20 protein-coding genes are annotated in these 20,151 nt (G+C 72.1%); 13 read left to right on the top strand and 7 right to left on the bottom strand.

The window, feature by feature from the left end:
* Positions 1–19: 19 nt before the first annotated feature.
* The 4 genes from LGR69_RS05610 to LGR69_RS05625 all read right to left on the bottom strand — a co-directional run bounded on the left by LGR69_RS05610 (position 20) and on the right by LGR69_RS05625 (position 5,533).
* Positions 20–3,193: an efflux RND transporter permease subunit gene (locus tag LGR69_RS05610; RefSeq protein ID WP_007557647.1), complete on the bottom strand. Its 3,174-nt coding sequence runs from the start codon at positions 3,191–3,193 to the stop codon at positions 20–22.
* Positions 3,190–4,740 (bottom strand): efflux RND transporter periplasmic adaptor subunit, encoded by a 1,551-nt coding sequence (locus LGR69_RS05615; protein ID WP_007557649.1) that lies wholly within the window; start codon positions 4,738–4,740, stop codon positions 3,190–3,192. The genes LGR69_RS05610 and LGR69_RS05615 overlap by 4 nt, the downstream gene beginning before the upstream one ends.
* Positions 4,737–5,141, bottom strand: coding sequence for a FixH family protein (locus LGR69_RS05620; protein ID WP_007557650.1), 405 nt, complete (start codon positions 5,139–5,141; stop codon positions 4,737–4,739). Before LGR69_RS05620 ends, LGR69_RS05615 begins: the two co-directional genes overlap by 4 nt.
* A gap of 83 nt (positions 5,142–5,224) precedes the next feature.
* On the bottom strand, positions 5,225–5,533 hold the full coding sequence (locus LGR69_RS05625; protein WP_370881369.1) for a hypothetical protein: 309 nt from the start codon (positions 5,531–5,533) through the stop codon (positions 5,225–5,227).
* 487 nt (positions 5,534–6,020) lie between these two features.
* Here LGR69_RS05625 and LGR69_RS05630 point away from each other — a divergent pair, with 487 nt between their 5' ends.
* Positions 6,021–6,941 carry an adenylate/guanylate cyclase domain-containing protein gene (locus LGR69_RS05630; RefSeq protein WP_370881368.1) on the top strand — a complete coding sequence of 307 codons (921 nt, stop codon included), beginning with the start codon at positions 6,021–6,023 and terminating at the stop codon, positions 6,939–6,941.
* A 65-nt stretch (positions 6,942–7,006) separates the two neighbouring features.
* On the opposite strand, the gene LGR69_RS05640 is transcribed toward LGR69_RS05630, so the two are convergent.
* Complete coding sequence (locus LGR69_RS05640) at positions 7,007–7,438, bottom strand: hypothetical protein (protein WP_230365423.1); 432 nt, start codon at positions 7,436–7,438, stop codon at positions 7,007–7,009.
* 340 nt (positions 7,439–7,778) lie between these two features.
* Between LGR69_RS05640 and LGR69_RS05645 the strand changes: the two genes are divergently transcribed.
* Positions 7,779–8,510 (top strand): toll/interleukin-1 receptor domain-containing protein, encoded by a 732-nt coding sequence (locus LGR69_RS05645; protein WP_230365424.1) that lies wholly within the window; start codon positions 7,779–7,781, stop codon positions 8,508–8,510.
* A gap of 51 nt (positions 8,511–8,561) precedes the next feature.
* Here LGR69_RS05645 and LGR69_RS05650 read toward each other — a convergent pair whose 3' ends face one another.
* A complete protein-coding gene (locus tag LGR69_RS05650) occupies positions 8,562–8,897 on the bottom strand; it encodes a hypothetical protein (protein ID WP_230365425.1) in 336 nt (111 codons plus the stop codon).
* Positions 8,898–8,935: 38 nt separating this feature from the next.
* A complete protein-coding gene (locus LGR69_RS05655; protein WP_230365426.1) occupies positions 8,936–10,054 on the bottom strand; it encodes a DNA-binding protein in 1,119 nt (372 codons plus the stop codon).
* Positions 10,055–10,470: 416 nt separating this feature from the next.
* Between LGR69_RS05655 and LGR69_RS05660 the strand changes: the two genes are divergently transcribed.
* The 11 genes from LGR69_RS05660 to LGR69_RS05710 all read left to right on the top strand — a co-directional run bounded on the left by LGR69_RS05660 (position 10,471) and on the right by LGR69_RS05710 (position 20,140).
* Positions 10,471–11,256, top strand: coding sequence for a hypothetical protein (locus LGR69_RS05660; protein ID WP_230365427.1), 786 nt, complete (start codon positions 10,471–10,473; stop codon positions 11,254–11,256).
* An 11-nt stretch (positions 11,257–11,267) separates the two neighbouring features.
* The gene (locus LGR69_RS05665) at positions 11,268–11,579 is read left to right on the top strand and encodes a hypothetical protein (protein WP_230365428.1); all 312 of its coding nucleotides are present in this window, start codon (positions 11,268–11,270) and stop codon (positions 11,577–11,579) included.
* A gap of 234 nt (positions 11,580–11,813) precedes the next feature.
* A complete protein-coding gene (locus LGR69_RS05670) occupies positions 11,814–12,812 on the top strand; it encodes a DUF6634 family protein (protein ID WP_230365429.1) in 999 nt (332 codons plus the stop codon).
* Between the two features lie 101 nt (positions 12,813–12,913).
* A complete protein-coding gene (locus tag LGR69_RS05675; RefSeq protein WP_230365430.1) occupies positions 12,914–13,375 on the top strand; it encodes a hypothetical protein in 462 nt (153 codons plus the stop codon).
* Positions 13,376–13,407: 32 nt separating this feature from the next.
* A complete protein-coding gene (locus tag LGR69_RS05680) occupies positions 13,408–14,202 on the top strand; it encodes a metallophosphoesterase (protein WP_230365431.1) in 795 nt (264 codons plus the stop codon).
* Between the two features lie 69 nt (positions 14,203–14,271).
* Positions 14,272–16,221, top strand: a complete 1,950-nt coding sequence (locus LGR69_RS05685) for an AAA family ATPase (protein ID WP_230365432.1) — start codon at positions 14,272–14,274, stop codon at positions 16,219–16,221.
* The gene (locus LGR69_RS05690; protein WP_230365433.1) at positions 16,218–17,183 is read left to right on the top strand and encodes a metallophosphoesterase family protein; all 966 of its coding nucleotides are present in this window, start codon (positions 16,218–16,220) and stop codon (positions 17,181–17,183) included. The genes LGR69_RS05685 and LGR69_RS05690 overlap by 4 nt, the downstream gene beginning before the upstream one ends.
* A 1-nt stretch (position 17,184) precedes the next feature.
* Positions 17,185–18,129 (top strand): 3'-5' exonuclease, encoded by a 945-nt coding sequence (locus LGR69_RS05695; RefSeq protein ID WP_230365434.1) that lies wholly within the window; start codon positions 17,185–17,187, stop codon positions 18,127–18,129.
* A gap of 214 nt (positions 18,130–18,343) precedes the next feature.
* On the top strand, positions 18,344–18,805 hold the full coding sequence (locus tag LGR69_RS05700) for a hypothetical protein (RefSeq protein ID WP_230365435.1): 462 nt from the start codon (positions 18,344–18,346) through the stop codon (positions 18,803–18,805).
* Between the two features lie 467 nt (positions 18,806–19,272).
* Entirely contained in the window at positions 19,273–19,485 is a 213-nt protein-coding gene (locus tag LGR69_RS05705) for a hypothetical protein (RefSeq protein WP_230365436.1), read from the top strand.
* A gap of 301 nt (positions 19,486–19,786) precedes the next feature.
* A complete protein-coding gene (locus tag LGR69_RS05710; RefSeq protein ID WP_230365437.1) occupies positions 19,787–20,140 on the top strand; it encodes a hypothetical protein in 354 nt (117 codons plus the stop codon).
* The last annotated feature ends 11 nt before the right edge of the window (positions 20,141–20,151 follow it).

The raw sequence follows: 20,151 nt of genomic DNA on the forward strand, positions 1-20,151 counted from the left end.
CGTCATCTCCCGTTCCCTCTTACTCGGCCGCCTGAGGCAGCCGCATCGCCTCAGCGTTCGTCCCCTCGCGGACCGCGCCGGCCGGGGGCAGCCCACGCCCCTTCACCAAGGCGTAGACTGCCGGGATCACGACCAGCGTCAGGACGGTCGAGGAGACCATGCCGCCGATCATCGGCACCGCGATGCGCTGCATGACCTCGGAGCCCGAGCCGGTGCTCCAGAGGATGGGCATCAGGCCCGCCATGATGGCGACGACCGTCATCATCTTGGGCCGCACCCGCTCGACCGCGCCGACCATGATGGCCCGACGCAGGTCCGGGCGCGCGAGAGGGCGTCCCTCGCGCCCGCACTGGGCGCGGACCTCGTCGAGGGCGTGGTCGAGGTAGACCAGCATGATCACCCCGGTCTCGGCAGCGACGCCGGCCAGGGCGATGAAGCCGACCACCACCGCGACCGACAGGTTGAAGCCCATCCACCAGAGCAGCCAGACCCCGCCGACCAGGGCGAAGGGCAGCGACAGCATCACGATGAGCGTCTCGGTCAGGCGCCGGAAGTTCAGGTAGAGCAGCAGGAACACGATCAGCAGCGTCAGCGGCACCACGACCGCGAGGCGCGCCTCCGCCCGCTCTAGGTACTCGTACTGCCCGCTCCACTGCAGGGTCGTGCCCTGGGGCAACTTGACCTCGTCGGTGGCTGCCTTGCGTGCCTCGGCCACGTAGCCGCCGAGATCGCGGCCGGCGATGTCCACGAATATGTAGACCGCGAGCTGGCCGTTCTCGGTGCGGATCGAGGTCGGGCCCCGCGTCAGCTCGACCTTGGCGACCTCGCGCAGGGGGACCGTGCCCCCGGCCAGCAGCGGTACCTGCACCTCGTCGGCGATGGCCCTGGGATCCGAGCGGAAGGCGCGGGGGTAGCGCACGTTCACGGTGTAGCGCTCGCGGCCCTCGACCGTGTTCGTCACGGACTGGCCGCCGAGCGCCGAGGCGACGACGTCCTGTACGTCTCCGACCATCAGGCCGTAGCGTCCGAGCGCCTCGCGATCTGGGGTGATGTCGAGGAAGTAGCCGCCGATGACCCGCTCGGCATAGGCGCTCGACGTTCCTGGCACGGCTCGGATCACCCCCTCGACTTGACGGGCGACCCCCTCCATGGCCTTCAAGTCGGTCCCGAGCACCTTCACCCCGACCGGCGTGCGGATGCCGGTCGAGAGCATGTCGATCCGGGCGCGGATCGGCTGCGTCCAGGCATTCGACACGCCCGGGAACTGGAGCGCCGCGTCCATTTCCGCCTTGAGGCTGGAGAGGGTTACGCCGGAGCGCCACTCCGCCTTCGGCTTCAGCGTAATGACCGTCTCGAACATCTCCATCGGCGCCGGGTCGGTGGCCGTGTTGGCGCGACCCGCCTTGCCGTAGACCGAGGCCACTTCGGGGAAGCTCTTGATGATCCGATCCTGGGTCGCCAGGAGCTCGCCGGCCTTCGTCACCGAGATCCCGGGCAGGGTCGTCGGCATGTAGAGCAGGCTGCCCTCGTCGAGGTCGGGCATGAACTCCGACCCGAGCTGCCGGGCCGGCCATGCGGTCGCCGCCAGCACGCCCAGGGCGAGGAGGATGGTGAGCACCCGGGCCCGCAGCACGCCGGCGATGAGCGGCCGGTACAGCCAGATGAGGAGCCGGTTCAGCGGGTTGCGGTGCTCGGGCACGATGCGCCCGCGCACGAACAGCGCCATCAGGGCCGGCACCAGGGTGACCGAGAGGAGCGCCGCGGCCGCCATGGCGAAGGTCTTGGTGAAGGCGAGCGGCCCGAACAGCCGCCCCTCCTGGCTCTCCAGGGTGAAGATCGGCAGGAAGGAGACCGTGATGACCAAGAGCGAGAAGAACAGGGAGGGACCCACCTCCGCCGCCGCCTCGACCAGGACCTCGACACGCGGCTTTCCCGGGGGCGCCCGCTCCAAGTGCTTGTGGGCGTTCTCGATCATGACGATGGCGGCGTCGATCATGGCGCCGACCGCGATGGCGATGCCGCCGAGCGACATGACGTTGGCTCCGATTCCGAGCGCCCTCATGCCGGCGAAGGCCATCAGGATGCCGACCGGCAGCATCAGGATGGCGACCAGGGCGCTGCGCACGTGCAGGAGGAACACCACGCAGACGAGCGAGACCACGATGCTCTCCTCGACCAACGTGTGCCGCAGGGTGTCGATGGCCGCGTCGATGAGTTGCGAGCGGTCGTAGACCGGCAGGATCTCGGTGCCGGCCGGCAGGCTTTTCGCCACCTCGGCGAGCTTCGCCTTCACCCCCTCGATCACGTTGAGGGCGTTGGCGCCGAAACGCTGCAGGACGATGCCGCCGGCGACCTCGCCCTCGCCGTTCATCTCGGTGATGCCGCGGCGCTCGTCCGGCCCGAGTTCGACCCGGGCTACGTCCCGGACCCGCAGCGGCGTGCCGCCCGAGGTCTTCAGCACGATGTTCTCGATGTCGGCGACGCTGCGGATGTAGCCGCGGCCGCGCACCATGAACTCGAACTCGGACAGCTCGACCGTGCGGCCGCCCACGTCGGCGTTGCTCGCTCGGATGGCGTCCCGGAGCTTGTTGAGGCTAATGCCCTGCGCGCGTAGCCGGTTTGGGTCGACCACCACGTTGTACTGCTTCACGAACCCGCCGACGCCCGCGATCTCGGCGACCCCCTCGGCGCGCGAGGCCCCGAAGCGGACGACCCAGTCCTGGATCGAGCGAAGCTCCGCGAGCGTCCGCTCCTTGGCGACCACCACGTACTGGTAGACCCAGCCCACCCCCGTCGCGTCGGGCCCCAGCGTCGGCGTCACCCCCGCGGGAAGCCGGCTCGCCGCCCCGTTGAGGTACTCCAGCACACGCGAGCGGCCCCAGTACGGGTCGGTGCCGTCCTCGAAGATCACGTAGACGAAGGAGACCCCGAAGAACGAGAAGCCGCGGACCACCTTCGCCTTCGGCACCGTCAGCATGGCGGTGGTCAGCGGGTAGGTGACCTGGTCCTCCACGACCTGAGGCGCCTGCCCCGGATACTCGGTGTAGACGATGGCCTGCACGTCCGAGAGGTCGGGGATGGCGTCCAGCGGCAGGGTCCGCAGCGCCAAGACGCCGGTCGCGACCGCGAACACGGTCCCGATCAGCACCAGGACGAGGTTGCGGGCCGACCAGCCGATGAGGCGGGCGATCATGGCGTCGCCCCCGTGCCCGCCGCCTGCCGATCGTCCTTCGGCGCGGTCAGGGACTGCAGCGCGGCCTTCAGGTTGCTCTCGGCGTCGATCAGGAAGTTCGCCGCCGTGACCACCCGGTCACCGGCCGAGACGCCCTCGCGGATTTCCGTGTAGCCCCGGCCGCGCAGGCCGATCTTCACCGGCTTCGGCTCGAAGCGCCCTTCGCCGTGGTCGAGGAGCACGACCTGGCGCTCGCCGGTGTCGATGACGGCGTCGTCGGGCACCGCCACCACCGGCTTGGCGTCGCCGGTCGCGATCTCGACGTCGGCGTACATCGACGGGCGCAGCGCTCCGTCGGGGTTCGGCAACTCGATGCGCAGCCGGGCGGTCCGGGTTTCCGCCATCAGGTGCGGGTAGATCCGCGTCACGGTCCCGGAGAAGGTCCGCTCGGGGAAGGCCCGGACCCGCACCGTGGCCTTCTGCCCCTCCGCCACCGCGGCGAGGTCGCGCTCCGGCACGTCGGCGAGCACCCAGACGCGGGTGTGGTCGACGATGCGGAACAGGACGTCGCCGGACTTGGCCTTCATCCCGTCCGAGACGTTGCGCTCGACCACGACGCCGTCCCGCGGCGAGGACCAGACGATGGAGGGCGGCACCTTATGGGTGCGCTCGATCTCGTCGATCACCTCCGGCGGGATGGCGAGGTTCTCCAGGCGCCGCCGGCCGCCCTCGTAGCCGATGGAGGTCAGGTACTGGGCCGCGACCGCGTTGATCTCGGGCGCGAACAGGCGCAGCAGCGGCTGGCCTTTGTGGACGTGGTCGCCGGTGGTGACCGGCTCGACCTTCTCGATGTAGGCGTCGGTGCGCATGGCGATGACGGAGATGCGGCGCTCGTCCTCCTCGACGCTGCCTGGCGCCCGAACCGGCAACGACAGGACGCGGCGCTCGGCGACCTCGGTCCGCACGCCGGTGCGCTGGACCTTGCCCGGCGAAATCTTCACGCCGCCGCCCTCGTCCTCGCCCGCGTAGACGGGGATGTAGTTCATCCCCATCGAGTCCTTCTTCGGAACCGGCGAGGTGTCCGGCAGCCCCATCGGGTTGCGGTAATACAGGACGCGGCGATTGCCGGGACCGGCCGCGCCGGCCGCCATCCCACCCTGGCCCATGTCGTGGCCGGTCATGTCTTTACCGGTCACCTCGGCGGGCATGGCTCCGGCCTCGGCATCCTCGCCGTCGAACCGCACGTCCTCGCTGGCGTGGACCGCCCGGAACTCCCGCCCGTCCCCTGTCGCCATCGGCGCGAGCGAATAGGCCGGCTTCCCGTCCGGGTCCCGGTAATAGACGACCGGGCCGGACGCGGCGGCGAGACGGGCCGCAGGCGGCCCCGCCGCGGACGGCATCCAGCGCGCGAACCCGTCCCGCGCCCGGTCGACGAACGCGACCGGCAGTCTCGATGCCGCCCGCGCCGCGAGGTCGGACACGGACGGGCCGTCGCGCCCGACCCAGAGCCCGGTGCCCCAGGCCGCGAGCGCGGCGAGGGACCCGGCGAACCATGCCGACCGGCTCATTTGGTGGCCTGGACGATCAGCTTGTCCTCGACCGTCCCGGTCTCGCCCTGGACCTTCGCGGCCAGCGACAGGCGCCAGCGGCCCTGCATCCCGAGATGGGCCTTGAAGCGGTAGATGCCGGGTTCGGTCGAGGGGACCTGCTCGACCTTGGTGGCCATCTCCTCCATGGCGTCGGGGGCCATGTCGAGGCGCTTGGCGAAGATCACCGCGTCGGGCACCGGCTTGCCGGTGCGCCTGTCGAGGAGCCGGACCGCGAGGACCGCGTCGCCGACCTTCGCCTCCTCCTGGACGAGTTGGAACTGGTAGTCCTTGACGTCGGCGAGCGCCGGCAGGGCCGGGGTCGACAGGGCGACGCCGAGCAGCGCGGCCGCGACGGCGCGCGCGAGGGAATTCCTGGTCACTGGGATGTCTCCTGAACACGATGTGAAGGGCCGCGCGGGGCGCGCGTCACCGTGCCGGCGCACGCGGCGCCGGCGTCATCGGTTCAGGCTCGGGGAGGCTCCGGTAGCGGCGGCGCCCGCACGCTGGCGAGCGCCGCGGCGCCGGGCCAGGTCGGGGATGTGCGGGTCGCGCCCGGGACCGGGACGGCGACAGACGCGGGAAGGAGCGAGGCCGCGGTGGCGAGGCACAGCGCCATCAGCGGGCAGCCCTTGCCGCAATCGGGCTTGGCGGCCTTCTCGTGCGGGCAGCAGGGCATGTCGTCCATGGCCATGCCACCCGCGTCATGACCCATGTCCATGTCGGGCATGGCGCGGTGGTCGACGTGGGCCGATGGCACTGCGAAGGCGTGCATACCCGCGGTCGCCGCGGGGACGGCGACAGGCGTCAGGGCGAAGCCGAGGACCGCGAGAAGCGGCAACAGTCGCCGGAGGGCGAGCCAGAAGGTCACCGGACGATGATGCCAAAATCCGGGCCTCGATGAAAGCCCCCCATCGACCGGGCGGGCAAGATCCGGCGCTTCGCAGGCGCGCGTGAAGTCCGCACGGGGTGGAAGCCGCGCGAAAACGAGGCCACGTCCCGCACACGGGAAACGATTTTCCGCCACCGCCCTTTCCGGCCCGCCAAGAGACCGTTCAGATGCCGGCGCAGCATGAATTCCGGCACCGTCCAAAGCGCGCGTCGGGGCCGCCGGCGGCCGGCAAGTCCGCGCGGAGCGACGATGAACCCAGTTCCGGTCTGTCGTGATCCCGGACGTCCGCCCGCGCGATTCCTTCGGGACACGACCTTCCATCCGCGGCGGGCGCGGTGCAGGCTGGAGGGGATGGGCCCGGGAGAGATGCATGGACGAGGTCGACGAGCGCCGGCTCGCCGCCATCATGGTCGCCGATGTCGTCGGCTATAGCCGCCTCATGGGCGCCGACGAGGCGGGCACGCTGCGCCGGCTCAGGGGCCTGCGCCGGGAACTGCTCGATCCGCGCATCGAGGCGTTCCGGGGCCGCGTCGTGAAGTCGACCGGCGACGGCCTGATCGCCGAGTTCCCCAGCCCGGTCCGGGCAGTGTCCTGCGCCGTCGCGATCCAGCGGGCGATGCTGACGCGCGAGGCCGGCGTGTCCGACGACCACGCGTTCAGGCTGCGCATCGGCATCAACGTCGGCGACGTGGTCGCCGAGCCGGACGGCGACCTCTACGGCGACGGCGTCAACGTGGCGGCTCGGCTCGAACCCTTGGCGGAGCCGGGCGGGATCTGCATCTCGCACACGGTTCACGATCAGGTACGGGACAAGCTCGGCTACCCATTCGAGGATCGGGGCAAGCAGGCGTTGAAGAACATCGCCCGGCCGGTCGGCGTGTTCGCGCTGCCCGCCGCGGCCATACTGTCGATGCCGGCCGAGGAGGACGGCGAGGCCGAACCTGCGGTCCGGGTCCGGCCCGCGGCGCGCCGGTCGTCGAGACGTCCCGCGCTCGCCGGCGGGCTGCTCATCCTCGCCGCCCTCGGCGGCCTCGGGCTTTGGTCCTGGATGACGCCACGCGAGACCGGACAGCTCCCGCCGACGGCCCTTGCCGACGGTCGTGTCCGCGCGGACTGGATGCCGGCCGCGGAGATCCGCCAGAAGCTTTTGGACACGGGCTACACGTCGGTCACGGAGCTCAAACCCGATGACGGGCTGTGGGACGGCAAGGGGATCAAAAACGGCATGGAGGTGAGGTTCCATGTCGATCCGCGGACGGGGGCGATGCTGTCCGAGAGGGCGGATGACTGAGACGCGGCAGTCTGTTGGGGGCGCCACTCCGGTCCCAGGGGTGGCCCTCACCGACCCGTGGCCGGCTAGGGCGGTGCGCCGTAGCGGAACGTCGAGGTGCCCCCGGACCGCTCGGTGAATGCGCCCTCCCCATGGTCGGCCCGCGCCGTCGTCACGGTGCCATGCAGGATGCCCGCTCCGGTGCAGTCGACGCTCACCGGCACGGGCGCATGCTTGAGATCCAACGTGAAGCTGCCGCTGCACGCGACGTACCCCGTCGCGTCGCGCGTGAAGAAGCTGACACGCAGGAGGCGGACCGACGCGTGGCCGGTCAGGACGCTGCCGTCGACGCGTTGGATCCGGAAAGGCAGGGAGTCGAAGCCGACCGTGCTGCCGCCCTCGTCCGAGCCAAGCTGGATGCCCGGTAGCGTTCCTCCCCCACATCCCGATAGGAACGGCAGCAGGATGCTTGCGCAGCCGAGGAGCGCGCGCCGCCCCATCGAAACCTCGTTCGCCATACCGCCCTCCACGTACGCCCGGCGCCTGGACCCGCGCATCGCCCGCTCCGCCTGACGGTCCCGGGTTGCGGCGTCGCCCATCGCCGGTGCCTTCCGCATCTCTCGGCGGTCACCGTACGTCCTCAAGCGGCTGGAGGGTCAAGAGACCGCGGCGCCTTCCGGCCGGAGCCATAACGCGTAGCGGATGCCGTGATGCGTTACGCGTTCCCGGCGGAGTCGCGTACCTCACACGCCGCGACCGGGGCCGACGCCGTCCGGGCCATCCCCTTCCCCGCAGGGAACAAACCCGGTCCAGGGCGCATGAATCCCGAACTTGGCCGGCAACCTGACGGGGGCTTCCATGCGCGCCCGCGCCCGTACCCGCAACGAGAAGCCCGTCACGCCCGCGAAGCCGGCCCCCGGGACGCCTCGCGGCCCGAAACCCGCCGCGGCCCCGCGGGCCAGGGCGGAGAAGCCCGAGGTCCGGATCTTCGTCTCGTACTCGCACCGCGACGCCGAGGCCCGCAGGAGGCTCGGCATCCACCTCGCGCCCCTGGAGCGGGACAGCGTGAGGACCTGGTTCGACGGCGACCTGGACGCGGGCGACAAGCTCGATACCGGCATCGCCCGGGCGCTGCGCGACGCCCACGTCTTCGTCGGCCTGCTCAGCCCCGACTACCTGGCCAGCAACTATTGCTGGAAGATCGAGTACCGCCGCGCCATGAGCCGCCGCGCCCGCGGCACCATGCGCGTGGTCGCCGTGGTCGTGCGCCCCTGCGACTGGAAGTCGACCCCGGCCGCCGGCTTCAAGCTCCTGCCCGAGGACGGGCGCGACGTGACCCGGTGGCGCAGCGCGGACGGGGCCTACCTCGACGTCGCCCAGGGCATCCGGCGCGTCGTCGCGGCGGTTCGCAGGGACATGGCCGCAGCCCCGGCCCGCCCCGTGCGGACGAAACGCGCCGCCCCGAAGACCAGACTGGCTGCCCCGACCAAGGCTGCATCCGCCGTCAAGACGGAAGCTCCACGGGCCGTCACCCGAAGTCCGCGCGGGGCGGCGCTAAAAAAACCCGTGCGCAAGCCGGGCAAGGCCTGACGGGCGCAAGGCCGGTCCGACCCGGCGCGCCCGAGGACGGTTCCCGGCCGATCAGGCCCAGCTCAGCCGAACGGTCGTCCCGTCCACCTCAACCTCCAGGCCGGTGAGGTCCCGAAGCGCCTGCGCCAGCCCTTCGAGGGCTGCGTGGCCCGAGCCGTGCAGCGCCAGTTCCAACGCGCCTTCCCGGCATCCGGCAACCCCGACGGCCTCGTCGACGAGCCGACCGAGATGCGTCCGGGCGAAGTCGGCCCCCGCCTCCCGGCCGTACAGCCTCGCGTCGCGGACCAAGTCGTCGATGCGCGAGCTCCGCCGCCTCTGCATGAGGCGGTTTCCCAGCGCCTCCGCGTGCGCGCCCCTGACCTTGGCCTCGATTTCCGCAGGGGTCACGTCATCGCCTCCGGGCGAGCGGGCAACGGCGCGGCGCGTCACCCGTTCCGCACCGCCCCGGACATCGCGCTCTCGCCGTCCCAGGGCTCCTCCCCGAGCACGGCGGCGAACCGCTCGCCCGAGAGTTCCGCGAACGGCCTGCCCTCGTCGATCCGCCCGCGCAGCTTGAACCGGAGACGCCCGGGCGTGATCCGCTGGAACCGCTCCGAAGCCGCGATCCATTCGGGGTCCATCCGCCTCAGGATCTCGTCCGCCGTCAGCGGCCCCGCCTTCGAGAGCAGGACATGGACCTCGCGCACGAACCGGCGCCAGAACCGGCGCTTGCCCATCTCCCGGACCTCGTCCGCGAGCGCCGGCGCCGCCGGCTCGCCGGGCACCGGTTCGGGCTGCGGCTCCGCCAGACCGAACCGGCCGTCGATCTCGGCCAGCCCCTCGCCAGCCTCCGCCATCCGGAGCAGGTGGTATCGCAGCCATCCCGGCGTCAGCGGCAGGCCCACGCTTTCCCCCTGCCGCCGCAGCTCGGCTGGCAGCGACCGGTAGATCGCGTGGGCCGGCATGGGCCCGCGCTCACGCATCGCCGCCTCGACCGCGTCGCGCACCTGCGCCCAGAACGCGTCCGCTTCCCGGGCGAGCTTTTTCCCCATGAGCGCGTCGACGAAGCCGCGGGCGGCGGCCGCCTGCTGCGCGGCGGGCGCGGCGATCGCCGGAGGGGCGTCTCCGTCCTGGCCGGTCGCGACGTCGGCGGCGCGCAGAAGGGCCAACTCGGACCGCAGCGCCGCGACCTGGTCCTCAAGGTGGTCGACCTGCGCGGCGGCCTCCGCGAGGATTTCCTCGTGCGCCTGCCGGCGGCGCTCGACCTCGGCGAAGTCCGAAAGCCGCTCCCGCGTGGCCTCCACCCGCGCCTGCTCAAGCAGGTCCCGCGCAAGCGCGGCGAGCCGCTGCTCGAAGGCTTCCGGCAAGTCCGCCTGCTCGATGACCGGATGATAGTTCTCGTCGGCCTTCCACTTGGCGAGCGGCCGGGCGATGTCGCCGAAGGAGCCGCCGCCGAGCTCCCTCCTGACAGAGCGGACGGAGACCCGCTCCTTCAGGCTCCCGGGCGGGGCCGACCGCGCGCGTATCCGTGACGCCGCCACCCTCACGTCGTTCTCAGTGACCATGCCCGCCATCCCGACCGCTGCCGGCATGATGGACGCGAGCGATGAAGGAATGGTCGTCGCGCCCGACGTTCCGTGGCCACGGGTGGACGCCGCCGGCCACGATGGCCCGTGCCACCCTGCCGCCGGAAGCCGCAGAGTTCCGCAACCCCCACGCGCGCTCGCCGTTTCGGACCCGTTGCAGGTAACGCGTAGCGCGACGCGTTACCTGTATCCACCGCCTCAAAGCACGCGGCTTCCGACCGAACTCGGCGCGCACGGCGCCGGAGCACCTGCACGGGGGCTTCCGGAAGCAACCAGGCCTTAACCTTGGGGCCAGCAAACCTCTAGTGACTAGAGATTTTGCTGGTCTAATTGACCGGGGCTGCGGTAGTATTCGTCCGTGCCAAGAAGCACGGACTCACTCACGGAGACTTCCCGTGATCGCAGCGTTCTTTGCCGACGATACGTCGGCCAGCCAAGCGGCCCTCCTCGCAAGCAGCGCCCTCGACCGCCGCGTCGACGACGATGACGCCCCGCCGAGCCTCGTGGCCGGCGGCGGCCGGATCGTCGAGGCGCTCCCGAGCTCCCTCGACGCCGCACGGGCCGATGGTCGCCACCTCATGGTCGCGCTGCCGCTGGCGCACCTCGGCGACCGCGCCGTCAGGAGCCGGGTCGACGTCGCGGTGGTCTCGTTCGGGCCGAGGCCGTTGGCGGCGTCCGCGGCGCTGCGCGCGATGGCGGCGGACGCGCTGCCCGACCTTCCCCCGCCCTGGCTGCTCGCCTGTTGCGGCAGCGCCCGTCCGGCCGGCCTGCGCGCGCTGCCGGTGACGCTGAAGGCCCTCCGGCGGGACAAGGCCGCCCGGCTGCTCGCCGGCGAGCCCTGCGCCGACCTGAGGTCCCATTCCGCCGGCCTCGCCGCCGCCTTGTACCTCGTCGCGGCGGACCCGCACGCGCCGCGCCTCGATCCGGGCTGCCTCAACGCGCTGTTCGACGCGGTGGGAACCGCCGCCGACCTGACGCTCCGGACGGCCCTGCTGGAACTGGCCGACGACCTCGACGGCGAAGCGAGCGAGGTCGCCGGGCCATCCGCGCGCAGGATGACGGTCCCGCGGCCGATCGCCCGGCGCAGGCCGCGGGCGTCCGGCCTGCGCAGGTTCGGAACCGCCAAGCCCCACATCGCGCCCCGCCAGACGGCGGGCTGCGCGTGCGCCACCCTTGCCTGATGGAGCCCGCCATGACCGTCCGCACCAAGCATGCCCGGAACGAAACGCCCGCCGCCCGTCCGAGGCCGGGTCCCGGACCGGGCCGCCGCGCGCGCAAACGCTCCGCCGCCCGGAAGGCCCTCGACCGGACGATGGGGCGCCTGGGTGCGCCCGCCAGCCCGGCGAGCGCGACCGGCGCGATCCAGGCCGGCTGGGACGAGCCCCCGCTCCCGCTGCTGCTCGACGGCGACTTCGACCACGACGGCGACGACGGGGCCCTGGCCCTCGCCCTGCGCCTGCACCAGGCCGTCCGCGACGAAGAGGATGGCTGGGCGCTATCGTGAGCGACCCGAACGCCACCTCGACCTTGGTGCGCTGTCGCCGCGACAAGACGATATCCACAGGTTACTGTGGATATTAACCATTTCTGCGCAAGACTACTTGCAACTGCTCTAAATATGTTGCATTGGTCATAGGTTTTGCGCTAATATTCGCTTCCTCAACAATGCATGTCTGACGCGACCGACCGGCGACCGCTTCGCCGTGCGGTCGCGTCCGTGCCTTTCACGGAGGCTCTCGTGATCAGCGCCACCTTCGGATGCTCCGGGCGCACGGACGCCACGCATGCCGCCCTCATCCTCGCCGATGCCCACGCCGCGCTCGGCGAGGCGGTGACCCTCGTTCGCATCACCTTGCCCGGCGAAGCGCACCTCCCCGAGCGCCGTTACCGCCTCGACGAGGTCACGGTGGCGGAGCACGATGCCGCGACGGCCCGCGACGCCGATCCCCTGGTCGCCGGTGGGATCGCCGCCGCGGCCGGCCGTCACGTGATCCTCGACCTGCCCGGGCGGTGCCTCGCGGATCCCGCGCTGCGCGCCCGCGTCGACGCGCCCGTGATCGTCGTCGGCCCGACCCCGCTCGACGAGTACATCGCGGCCCGGGCCCTGGCCGACGACGGCGCCGCCCCGGCATGGCTGCTCGGCTGCGGCCGAGGCGGCGGCGGCGCGGCGGCCTCGGCCTTCGCCGCCGCGATGGGCCGCCTGGCGATCGAGGCCGCGGCCGGGCGACCGCGCGTGCTGCCCGCCATCCTGCCGGCGCTGAGCCGCGCGGAGGCGACCCGCGTCATCGAGGGCGACCGGTCCGCGAGGACCCTGGCGGCCGGCCTAACGCTGCTGGCCGCCTTGCGCATCGTCGCCCGGTCCCCCCATGCGGACGCGGTCGATCCGGAGGCGTACGCGGCCGCGCTCGGCTTGGAATTCGCGGCGGCACGACAGCCCGACCAGCGTGAGGCCGGCGACCGGCTGCACGATCTCGCCGACGAGCTCCAGGGCATCCGGGACGGGATCAAGCCCACGGCCGCCGATCTCGCCGACGTGCCGCGCCTGGAGGAGTGGCGGACCGCGACCCGCGAGGTCCGGATCCTCACCGGTCGCGTCTACGGGCACCCCGACATCCCGGATGGCAGGAGGATCACGACGTCCGACCTTTATGCCTCCGACATGGCGACGTGGGCGAGGACGACGTCGCGCTACTACAGGCTGAGCGCGCCCGCATCGGGCCGCGGCGTGCCGACCTAAGGCCGGACCCGACCGCCCCGAGCCCCGACCCCTCTCATCCCTTCCCGTCCGCCCGGCCGCGCGCCGGATCGCGGAGCCATGTCCAGTCCGGAGGCGAGCGGATGCAGGGGAGCGGAGGCGGAAACGCGAGGCGGGCCGGGGCCGCCGGATCCCGTCCGAAGGCCTGTCCGGCGCTGGGCGTCTGGCGGCGATGCGACCCGGGCGACATCGCGCCCGCGACCGTCGCGGAGGTCGAGCGGTCGGTCGCCGGGGCCGCGCTGCTCCTGCATCACCCGCGCTGGCCGGAGGCCCTGCGCGGGGACCCGGCCGCGACGGTGGCCGCGGCGGTCGACGTCCTTCGCCGCCACCCGCCCGGCACGGCCGCGGCCGACCTCGCCATGAGCGGCCTGCTCGTCCACGCCGCGCGCGGCGACGCCGCCGCGGCCCTCGTGCTCGCCCACGGCCTGGCCGCTCTCGCGCGCCGGCATCCCCGGCCGGGCGCGCTGCTCGACCGGGCCGCGCGCTGGGCGCCCCGCTGGCCCGGCCGGCCCCGCGGGCGCCCGATGCCGCCCGAACGCGGATGAGCCCGGCTCGCCCGCGCCCCGCCGAACAGGAGGTGCAAGGATTGCGTATCTGGACCTTTTCGGACCTTCACCGTCGCGCCCATGCGAGACCCTGGACGCCGGCGGCCATCCCGGACGCGGACGTCGCCGTCGTGGCCGGCGACGTCGGGGAAGGCCTCGCCGACACGGTCGCATGGCTCGCCGCCGCCATCCGCCCCGCCATGCCGGTCGTGCTGGTGCCGGGAAACCATGAATACTACGGCGGCGCCATCGATGCGGAGCTCGCCCACGGGCGGCGGGCCGCGGCGCGCCAGGGCATCGACCTCCTGGAGAACGACACCGTCACGCTCGGCGGCTGCACGTTCTCGGGCTGCTCCCTCTGGACGGACTACGCCCTCGACGGCCTCCCCGCGCGCGCCGCCGCCATGGACGCCGCGCGGATGGGGCTGATGGACCATCGCCTGATCGCCTGGTCCCACCAGCCGCGTTTCAGGCCGTTCCGGCCCGAGGAGGCCCTGGCCCTGCACCACGCGTCGCGCCGCTTCCTTGAGCGCGCGCTGCTGGAGCGCGACCCGCACCCCCGGCGGCGCGGCCCGCACGTGGTGGTCACGCATCACGCGCCCAGCGCCGGCTCGGTCGCGCCGGCCTATGCCGGCCACCGCCTCAACCCGGCCTTCGCCTCGGACCTCGACGCGCTCATCCGCGCGGGTCGGCCCGACCTCTGGGTGCACGGGCATGTCCACACGCCGTTCGACTACCGCCTCGGCGCGACCCGGGTGGTCTGCAACCCGCACGGCTACCCGGGGGAGAATCCCGGTTTCGACCCCGGGATGGTGATCGAGCTCTGAACCGGGCCCAGCCCCGGGCGCCGAAGACGAACGCCGAAGACGAACGCCGACCTGCACGACGGGGAGCCCATGATCGCCGATCTCACCTACTTCCGCGACGACGCCGAGGACGGCGAGGCCGTCCTCGGCCGCCGGGGGCGGCGCGCCCCGTCCATCGACACCCTGGCCCTCTTCGCCCTGGAGGAGGCCATCCCGGCGGCCGACCGTCGCCGCATCGCCCGCGCCACGTCCTTCGCCCTCGTGATCGAGGTCCCCTCGGCGGAGTGGGTCGAGCCGGTCCGCTCGGCCTGCACGACGCTGGGGAACTGGGGGGCGACCAACTTCGCCCGCACCGGCGCCTCGCGGACCGAGGATCGCGCCGACCGCGGCAACGACATTGTGGCGCGGCGCCTGGCCGAGGGCGGGCGGGTGCTCGGGGTCTCGCAGGCCTGCGACCGGTACCTGCCGTCGGCGCTCGTCGGCGCCGCGGACGGGCGCTACCGGATCGCCGTGCCGTCGAACGGGGTCGTCGCGCGCGTGATCCGCGCCGCGACCGGGCAGCGCCCGCCCGCCATGCCGCCGTCCATCGCCGCCGGCCTCGGGATCTGGGACCTCTGCGCCGCGATCCGCGCCGGATCGGCGCGCGCCTGCGTCGAGCGCCTCGCCGCCGCGGCCGAGGCGCGGTCCACGGTCGACGGCCAGGTCGCCGACGCGGTGCCGTTCCCGTCCCTGAGGGGCTATGGCCCGTCCCACGCCTGGGGCATGCGCCTGCTCGAAGAACTCGAAGCCTGGCGCGAAGGCCGCATCGGGTCCTTCGCGGCCATCGACCGTAACGTGGTCCTGGCATCAAATCCCGGATTAGGTAAATCGACTTACGTGCGGTCGTTGGCGAAGTCCGCGCGACTTCCGCTCCTGGTCAGTTCCGTTTCGTCGTGGTTTTCTCAGTCGAACGGATACTTGGATGGCGTAGTAAAGCACATAGATCTGACGTTCGAAGAGGCTTATTCTCGGGCCCCTTCTCTTCTATTCTTAGATGAAATCGATAGTATTCCAAGTAGATCTTCAATGGACGGAAGAAATTCTGCGTGGTGGACCCCCGTGGTCACGCACATGCTTTTGAAAATCGATGAATGCTGCGCGCGCGAGGGTGCGGGCGTCTGCATCATCGGCGCGACGAACCACCCGGAGAACCTGGACGCCGCCCTGGTGCGCCCGGGGCGGTTGGGACCGGTCATCCGCATCTCGCCCCCCGCGGCGCCCGAGCTCGCCGCCATCGTCCGGCAGCATCTCGGCGCCGACCTGCCCGACCTGGACCTGTCCGTCGTCGCCGAGCTGGGCCTCGGCGCCACCGGGGCGCAGGTCGTCGGCTGGGTCAAGGAGGCGCGTGCCAGGGCCCGCGCGGCGAAGCGCCCGTTGGAGGCGGACGACCTGTTGGACGCGGTCGCGCCGCCCGACACCCGGACGGCCGGGGAAAAAATGCGGAGCGCCCTGCACGAGGCGGCCCACGCGGTCGGCGCCGAGGTCCTGGGGATCGCGCATGTCGAGCAGGTGGACCTGATCCTGCGCGAGACCGCCGCGGGCGGCACCAGCATGCGCACGCGCCTCGGCCCCTTGCCCACGCGCGACGACCTGGAGCGGATGGTGACCGGCCTCCTGTGCGGCCGCGCGGCCGAGACCGTGTTCCTCGGCGAGGCGAGCGCCGGTTCCGGCGGCGACGCGACCTCGGATCTCGCGCGCGCCACCGCCTTCGTCGCGGGCATCCACGGCTCGTTCGGGCTCGGGGGCGGCATCGCCTATCGCGGCCCGATGGAGTCGGTCGCCCGCAGCCTCGCCGGCGAACCGGCGCTGCGCGCGGCCGTCGAGGCCGATCTCGCCCGGCTCCTGGGGGACGCGGAGCGCCTCGTCGCCGAATACCAGGACGTGGTGCAGGCCGTCGCCGAGGCGCTGCTCGAACGCCGCGTGCTCGGCGGCGACGCGCTGCGCCGGCTCATCGCCGAGGCGCGGCCCGGTCGTGCCAGGCAGCCGGGGGACGGCCGATGACCCGTCACGCCGATCCCCGGGCCCTCGGACGGGACGCCGTCCCGGCGCCGGAGCCCCGGGGCGCCGCGCCGCCGCGCCCGCCCCGGTACCGCCTCTGGGTGATGTCGGACCTCGTCGTCGACCGCCATCCCTTAACCCTGCCCGATCCCCTCCCGGATTTCGACGCGCTCGTGGTGGCCGGCGACGTCTCCGACGACCTCCGGGCGTCGGTCGCGTGGCTGGCGCAAAGCCTCGACGGCCGGCAGGGCTCCCGGCCCGTCGTGATGGTGCCGGGCAATCGCGAGTTCTGGGGCGGCCGGGACGGCGACGGCGACATCGCGGGGATCCTCGCGCGCGGCCGCGAGCTGGCGAGCCGGGCCGGGATCGCGCTCCTGTCGGACGACGGCCTGCGCGTCGACGACGGTCGCGGGACGGGCCTGTACCTCCTCGGGGCCACCCTCTGGACCGATTGGGCCCTGCACGGATCCCGGAGGGCGACCCTCGCCCGCGGCCACGCCCGGCATCACCTCGGCGACTGCCGCCGCATCCGGCGCGCCGGCGCGCTCCCCTACCTGCCCCACGACGCGGGCGGCGCGCACGCGCGGTCGCGGGCGTTCATCGAGGACGCGCTCGGGTCCGTCGTCGCGCAGGCAACCGGGTTCCGGCCGTCGCCGGTCGCGCTGGTCCAGGACGCGCGCCCCGGCGACCGCGCGGTGGTCGTGACCCACCACGCCCCGTCCGCGCGCACCCTGCCGCCCGAGGTCCTGCCCGAACTCGCCGACGAATGGGTCGGGGCCTCGCTCGCCTCAGACCTGGAGGGGCTCATGTCCGGCTGGGGCGCGCCGACGCTCTGGATCCACGGCAGCGTGCCCGGTCCGGTGGACGTGACGGTGGGGCCGACGCGGATCGTCGCCAACCCGAGGATCTCCGGCTGGGAATGCGGCCGGGCTCCCTTCGACCCGACATTCATCGTGGAGGTGTGAGATGACACTCGACCCTCGCCGGGGCGTGCCCTCGCCCGGCCTGCCGCCGCGCGCGATCGCCGGGGCCGCCCCCGCTCGGCGCATGCCACAGGCCGCTGGCCGGCCGGCCGCGCCGGCGCGGCCCTCGCGAATCCTCTGCCTGGACGTCGAGACCGTGCCGGATGCGGAGCTGGTTCCCGAGGACTTCCCCAAAGACCGCTTTCCCAAACCCGCCTGGCACAGGGTGGTGGCCATCTCCTTCGCCGAGGCGCGCATCGAGGTCGGCGCCGACGGCTCCGAGCGCTACATCCTAGAGTGTTGCCGCAGCGGAGGCGAGGCGGATTGGAGCGAGGAGAGGTTGCTCCGCGGCTTCTGGCGCCACTTCGCGGAGGGTGATTTCAGGTTGGTTTCCTGGAATGGCCGCGCCTTCGACTTGCCGGTCCTTCTGCTGCGCGCATTCCTCTACGGCATCCCGACCGGCGCCTACTTCCTGCGCGGCGACCGCTGGGCCGGCTACGCCAACCGCTACGCCCCGGACTACCACAGCGACGTCATGGAGTTGCTGTCGTCCTACGGTGCCGCGACGCGGATGGGCCTCGACGAGATGGCGGTGGCCATGGGCTTGCCGGGAAAGGCCGGGGAGCACGGCTCGAACGTCGAGGCGATGATTTCGGAGGGTCGGATCGAGCGCGTCAGGGATTATTGCGAGACCGACGTGTTGAATACCTTGGCGCTCTACTGCAGATGGTCTTTGCTGTGCGGAAGGTCCGACGTCGACGGGCACGACGCGAGCCTGTCCGGAATGGTCGAATACCTCTCCGCCGAGAGGGAGGCGCGCCCCCATCTCGGGGCGTTCCTCGACCGCTGGCACGGTTCCGCGCGGCCCGCTCCAATGATGCTCAAGGGGAGCTCGTCCATCCGGACCGCCGGGGATGCGCGGGAGGCCGTGATCGAGGTGCGGCCGTAGGGGCGCCATCCAGGCCCCGCCCGCTCCACCCGCTTCGGCACGGCGGCCCGGTCGCCGGGATGGACAACGCGCGCGGTGGTTTCGCGCCGGACCCCACGGCCAGGGCCATGGTCCGGGGGAACAGCCGCCGGTCGCCATGGGAACGCCATGGCTTTGCGCTTGACTCCTTGGCCCTGGCCTCTATGAAAGCAGGGTGGATGCTCAAGGAGGCGTCATGGGGACCTTCCCCGACCCTGTCGCGGAGAGGATTGAGGCCTGCGACCGCACCGACGCGGCGCTGGAGACCGTTCTGTCAGAGATCCTGAAGTTGCGGGCCGTCCTCGCGGCGCTCCGCGTGGATCTGGTCGCCCAGCGCTCCGGCGAGGTCACTGGCCCGGTCCCCGAACGACCGCAGGGTCGGCCCTCCCGCAAGGCCGGCTCGGTCGCGGCAAAGCAGGCTCCGCGCCTGCGGAGCCGGGTCGCCCAGATCATCGTCGATGCGCTGGTGGCGGCGGGCGATGCAGGCCTTTCCGGGATGGAGCTCAACAAGATCGTCGCCGAGCAAGGCTTTTCGAAAGACAGTAGCGAAAAAGCGAAGGTTTCCATCAAGCGCTTGAAGCTCGCCCGGCATGACCGGATCGCGACACACTGGTACGCCGCCGGAAAAGGGCCGAAGCGCATCCCCGGGGAAGGATAAGAACATGAGCGGCGCGTCGAGGATCTTCCGATGGAAGGGAAAGGAGAACCCCTGATATGCCTGCGAGCGGCGCCGATTATTGGCGCATGACCCACCATGAGAAAAGGCCCGCGCTGCAAGCAACGCGAGCCTTTTAGGCCTCACCAGCCAAAACAAGCCCTCGCCTCGACGAAAGGTGAGAGGGCCTCATCAAGACCACCAAGAACGGAGTCCGCGCCGCTTACCAGGCGGTGCGGACATCAAGGGAGCCGGGTCACCCCATCCCCATCCATTCTCGTCCAAACAAGGTTCGCCTCGAAGTTTCCCTCGAAAACTTTCCACGTTCGGCCACCAGACGACACTGGTCACGACCAGTGCGCCGGAATCTGTTCGTTAGCACCCGGCGGCCGTAGGCGCAAGCGGGGCAGCGGACTTTTTCCCATCCGTCTCGGCGGGTCGTGGATCCTTCCACAGCCGCGAGAGCCATCATGAGAATGCCCCACCCCTATCGGGTCCGCGCGCACTTGGCGCGCCCCGACCCTGTCCAGCTGCAGTTCGATTTCGGGGACCCCGGCCCCGGGGCGGCCCAGCCGCCCCGCCCCGTCATCGACGATCCCCATCCTGCGGAGTCGGACCCGACCGAGTGCCCTGAGCGCGATCCGACGATGGCCGCCGAGGACCGCCAGCTGTCGCTGTTCTGAAGGCCCTCCGCGGATCCATCCCCCGTCGAGCCGAGCCGGCGGGACGAGAGGCCAGGGCCGTTCGCGACCACGCCCCCGGTACGAGGGATGGGGTCCCGGCGCGGTTCCGGGCGATCTCTCCATGAGGACGCCCCGACCGATCCGGGGCGATCGCGGTGAAGGACAGTTCGTCAGTCGTCGGGTCTGGCGCACTGCCTTCGACCAACCGCGTCGTGTGATCTCCGAACGCGAACCTAGCCCGACAGTGCCAGCGCCACAAGCCGACCGGAACCCTGTTCCGGCGGGACGGGAGAACTTTGTCATGGACCGTTCAACGACTTCTTGGACCTCTCACGGGGACGGCGCACCCGACGGCTCGGGCCACCGCCCGGATGAGCCCGGTGCGCCCACGCCCGGCCGCGGGACCGACCCTGCGCCGAACCCGCCGCGGCGGAGGATCCGCACGCCGCGCCCGAAGCGGGCCGCGACGAGGCCGTGCGTCGACTGCTCCGGCGCGGACGCGGTCGCCGACGCGTTCGAGACGCTCCTCGGCTTCGAGCCGCTCGACGTCCTGGTCGTCGGCGAGGACGGCGCCGCCCGCCGTGCCTGGATCGGCGTGAGCATCGATTGCGCCACCGGCGCCGTCGTCGACGCCCATCTCGAATTCCACCGCTGAGGGAGACCGCG

This window comes from Methylobacterium brachiatum, from assembly GCF_020523825.1.
Classification (GTDB): Bacteria; Pseudomonadota; Alphaproteobacteria; order Rhizobiales; family Beijerinckiaceae; genus Methylobacterium; species Methylobacterium brachiatum.

What these genes read in the sequence shown, in the direction of transcription:
- LGR69_RS05630 (WP_370881368.1), top strand. Translation starts at nt 6,021, where the DNA reads ATGGACGAGGTCGACGAGCGCCGGCTCGCCGCCATCATGGTCGCCGAT.
- LGR69_RS05645 (WP_230365424.1), top strand. Translation starts at nt 7,779, where the DNA reads ATGCGCGCCCGCGCCCGTACCCGCAACGAGAAGCCCGTCACGCCCGCG.
- LGR69_RS05675 (WP_230365430.1), top strand. Translation starts at nt 12,914, where the DNA reads ATGCAGGGGAGCGGAGGCGGAAACGCGAGGCGGGCCGGGGCCGCCGGA.
- LGR69_RS05695 (WP_230365434.1), top strand. Translation starts at nt 17,185, where the DNA reads ATGACACTCGACCCTCGCCGGGGCGTGCCCTCGCCCGGCCTGCCGCCG.
- LGR69_RS05615 (WP_007557649.1), bottom strand. Translation starts at nt 4,740, where the DNA reads ATGAGCCGGTCGGCATGGTTCGCCGGGTCCCTCGCCGCGCTCGCGGCC.
- LGR69_RS05690 (WP_230365433.1), top strand. Translation starts at nt 16,218, where the DNA reads ATGACCCGTCACGCCGATCCCCGGGCCCTCGGACGGGACGCCGTCCCG.
- LGR69_RS05610 (WP_007557647.1), bottom strand. Translation starts at nt 3,193, where the DNA reads ATGATCGCCCGCCTCATCGGCTGGTCGGCCCGCAACCTCGTCCTGGTG.
- LGR69_RS05655 (WP_230365426.1), bottom strand. Translation starts at nt 10,054, where the DNA reads ATGGTCACTGAGAACGACGTGAGGGTGGCGGCGTCACGGATACGCGCG.
- LGR69_RS05625 (WP_370881369.1), bottom strand. Translation starts at nt 5,533, where the DNA reads ATGCACGCCTTCGCAGTGCCATCGGCCCACGTCGACCACCGCGCCATG.
- LGR69_RS05640 (WP_230365423.1), bottom strand. Translation starts at nt 7,438, where the DNA reads ATGGCGAACGAGGTTTCGATGGGGCGGCGCGCGCTCCTCGGCTGCGCA.
- LGR69_RS05705 (WP_230365436.1), top strand. Translation starts at nt 19,273, where the DNA reads ATGAGAATGCCCCACCCCTATCGGGTCCGCGCGCACTTGGCGCGCCCC.
- LGR69_RS05685 (WP_230365432.1), top strand. Translation starts at nt 14,272, where the DNA reads ATGATCGCCGATCTCACCTACTTCCGCGACGACGCCGAGGACGGCGAG.
- LGR69_RS05710 (WP_230365437.1), top strand. Translation starts at nt 19,787, where the DNA reads ATGGACCGTTCAACGACTTCTTGGACCTCTCACGGGGACGGCGCACCC.
- LGR69_RS05700 (WP_230365435.1), top strand. Translation starts at nt 18,344, where the DNA reads ATGGGGACCTTCCCCGACCCTGTCGCGGAGAGGATTGAGGCCTGCGAC.
- LGR69_RS05665 (WP_230365428.1), top strand. Translation starts at nt 11,268, where the DNA reads ATGACCGTCCGCACCAAGCATGCCCGGAACGAAACGCCCGCCGCCCGT.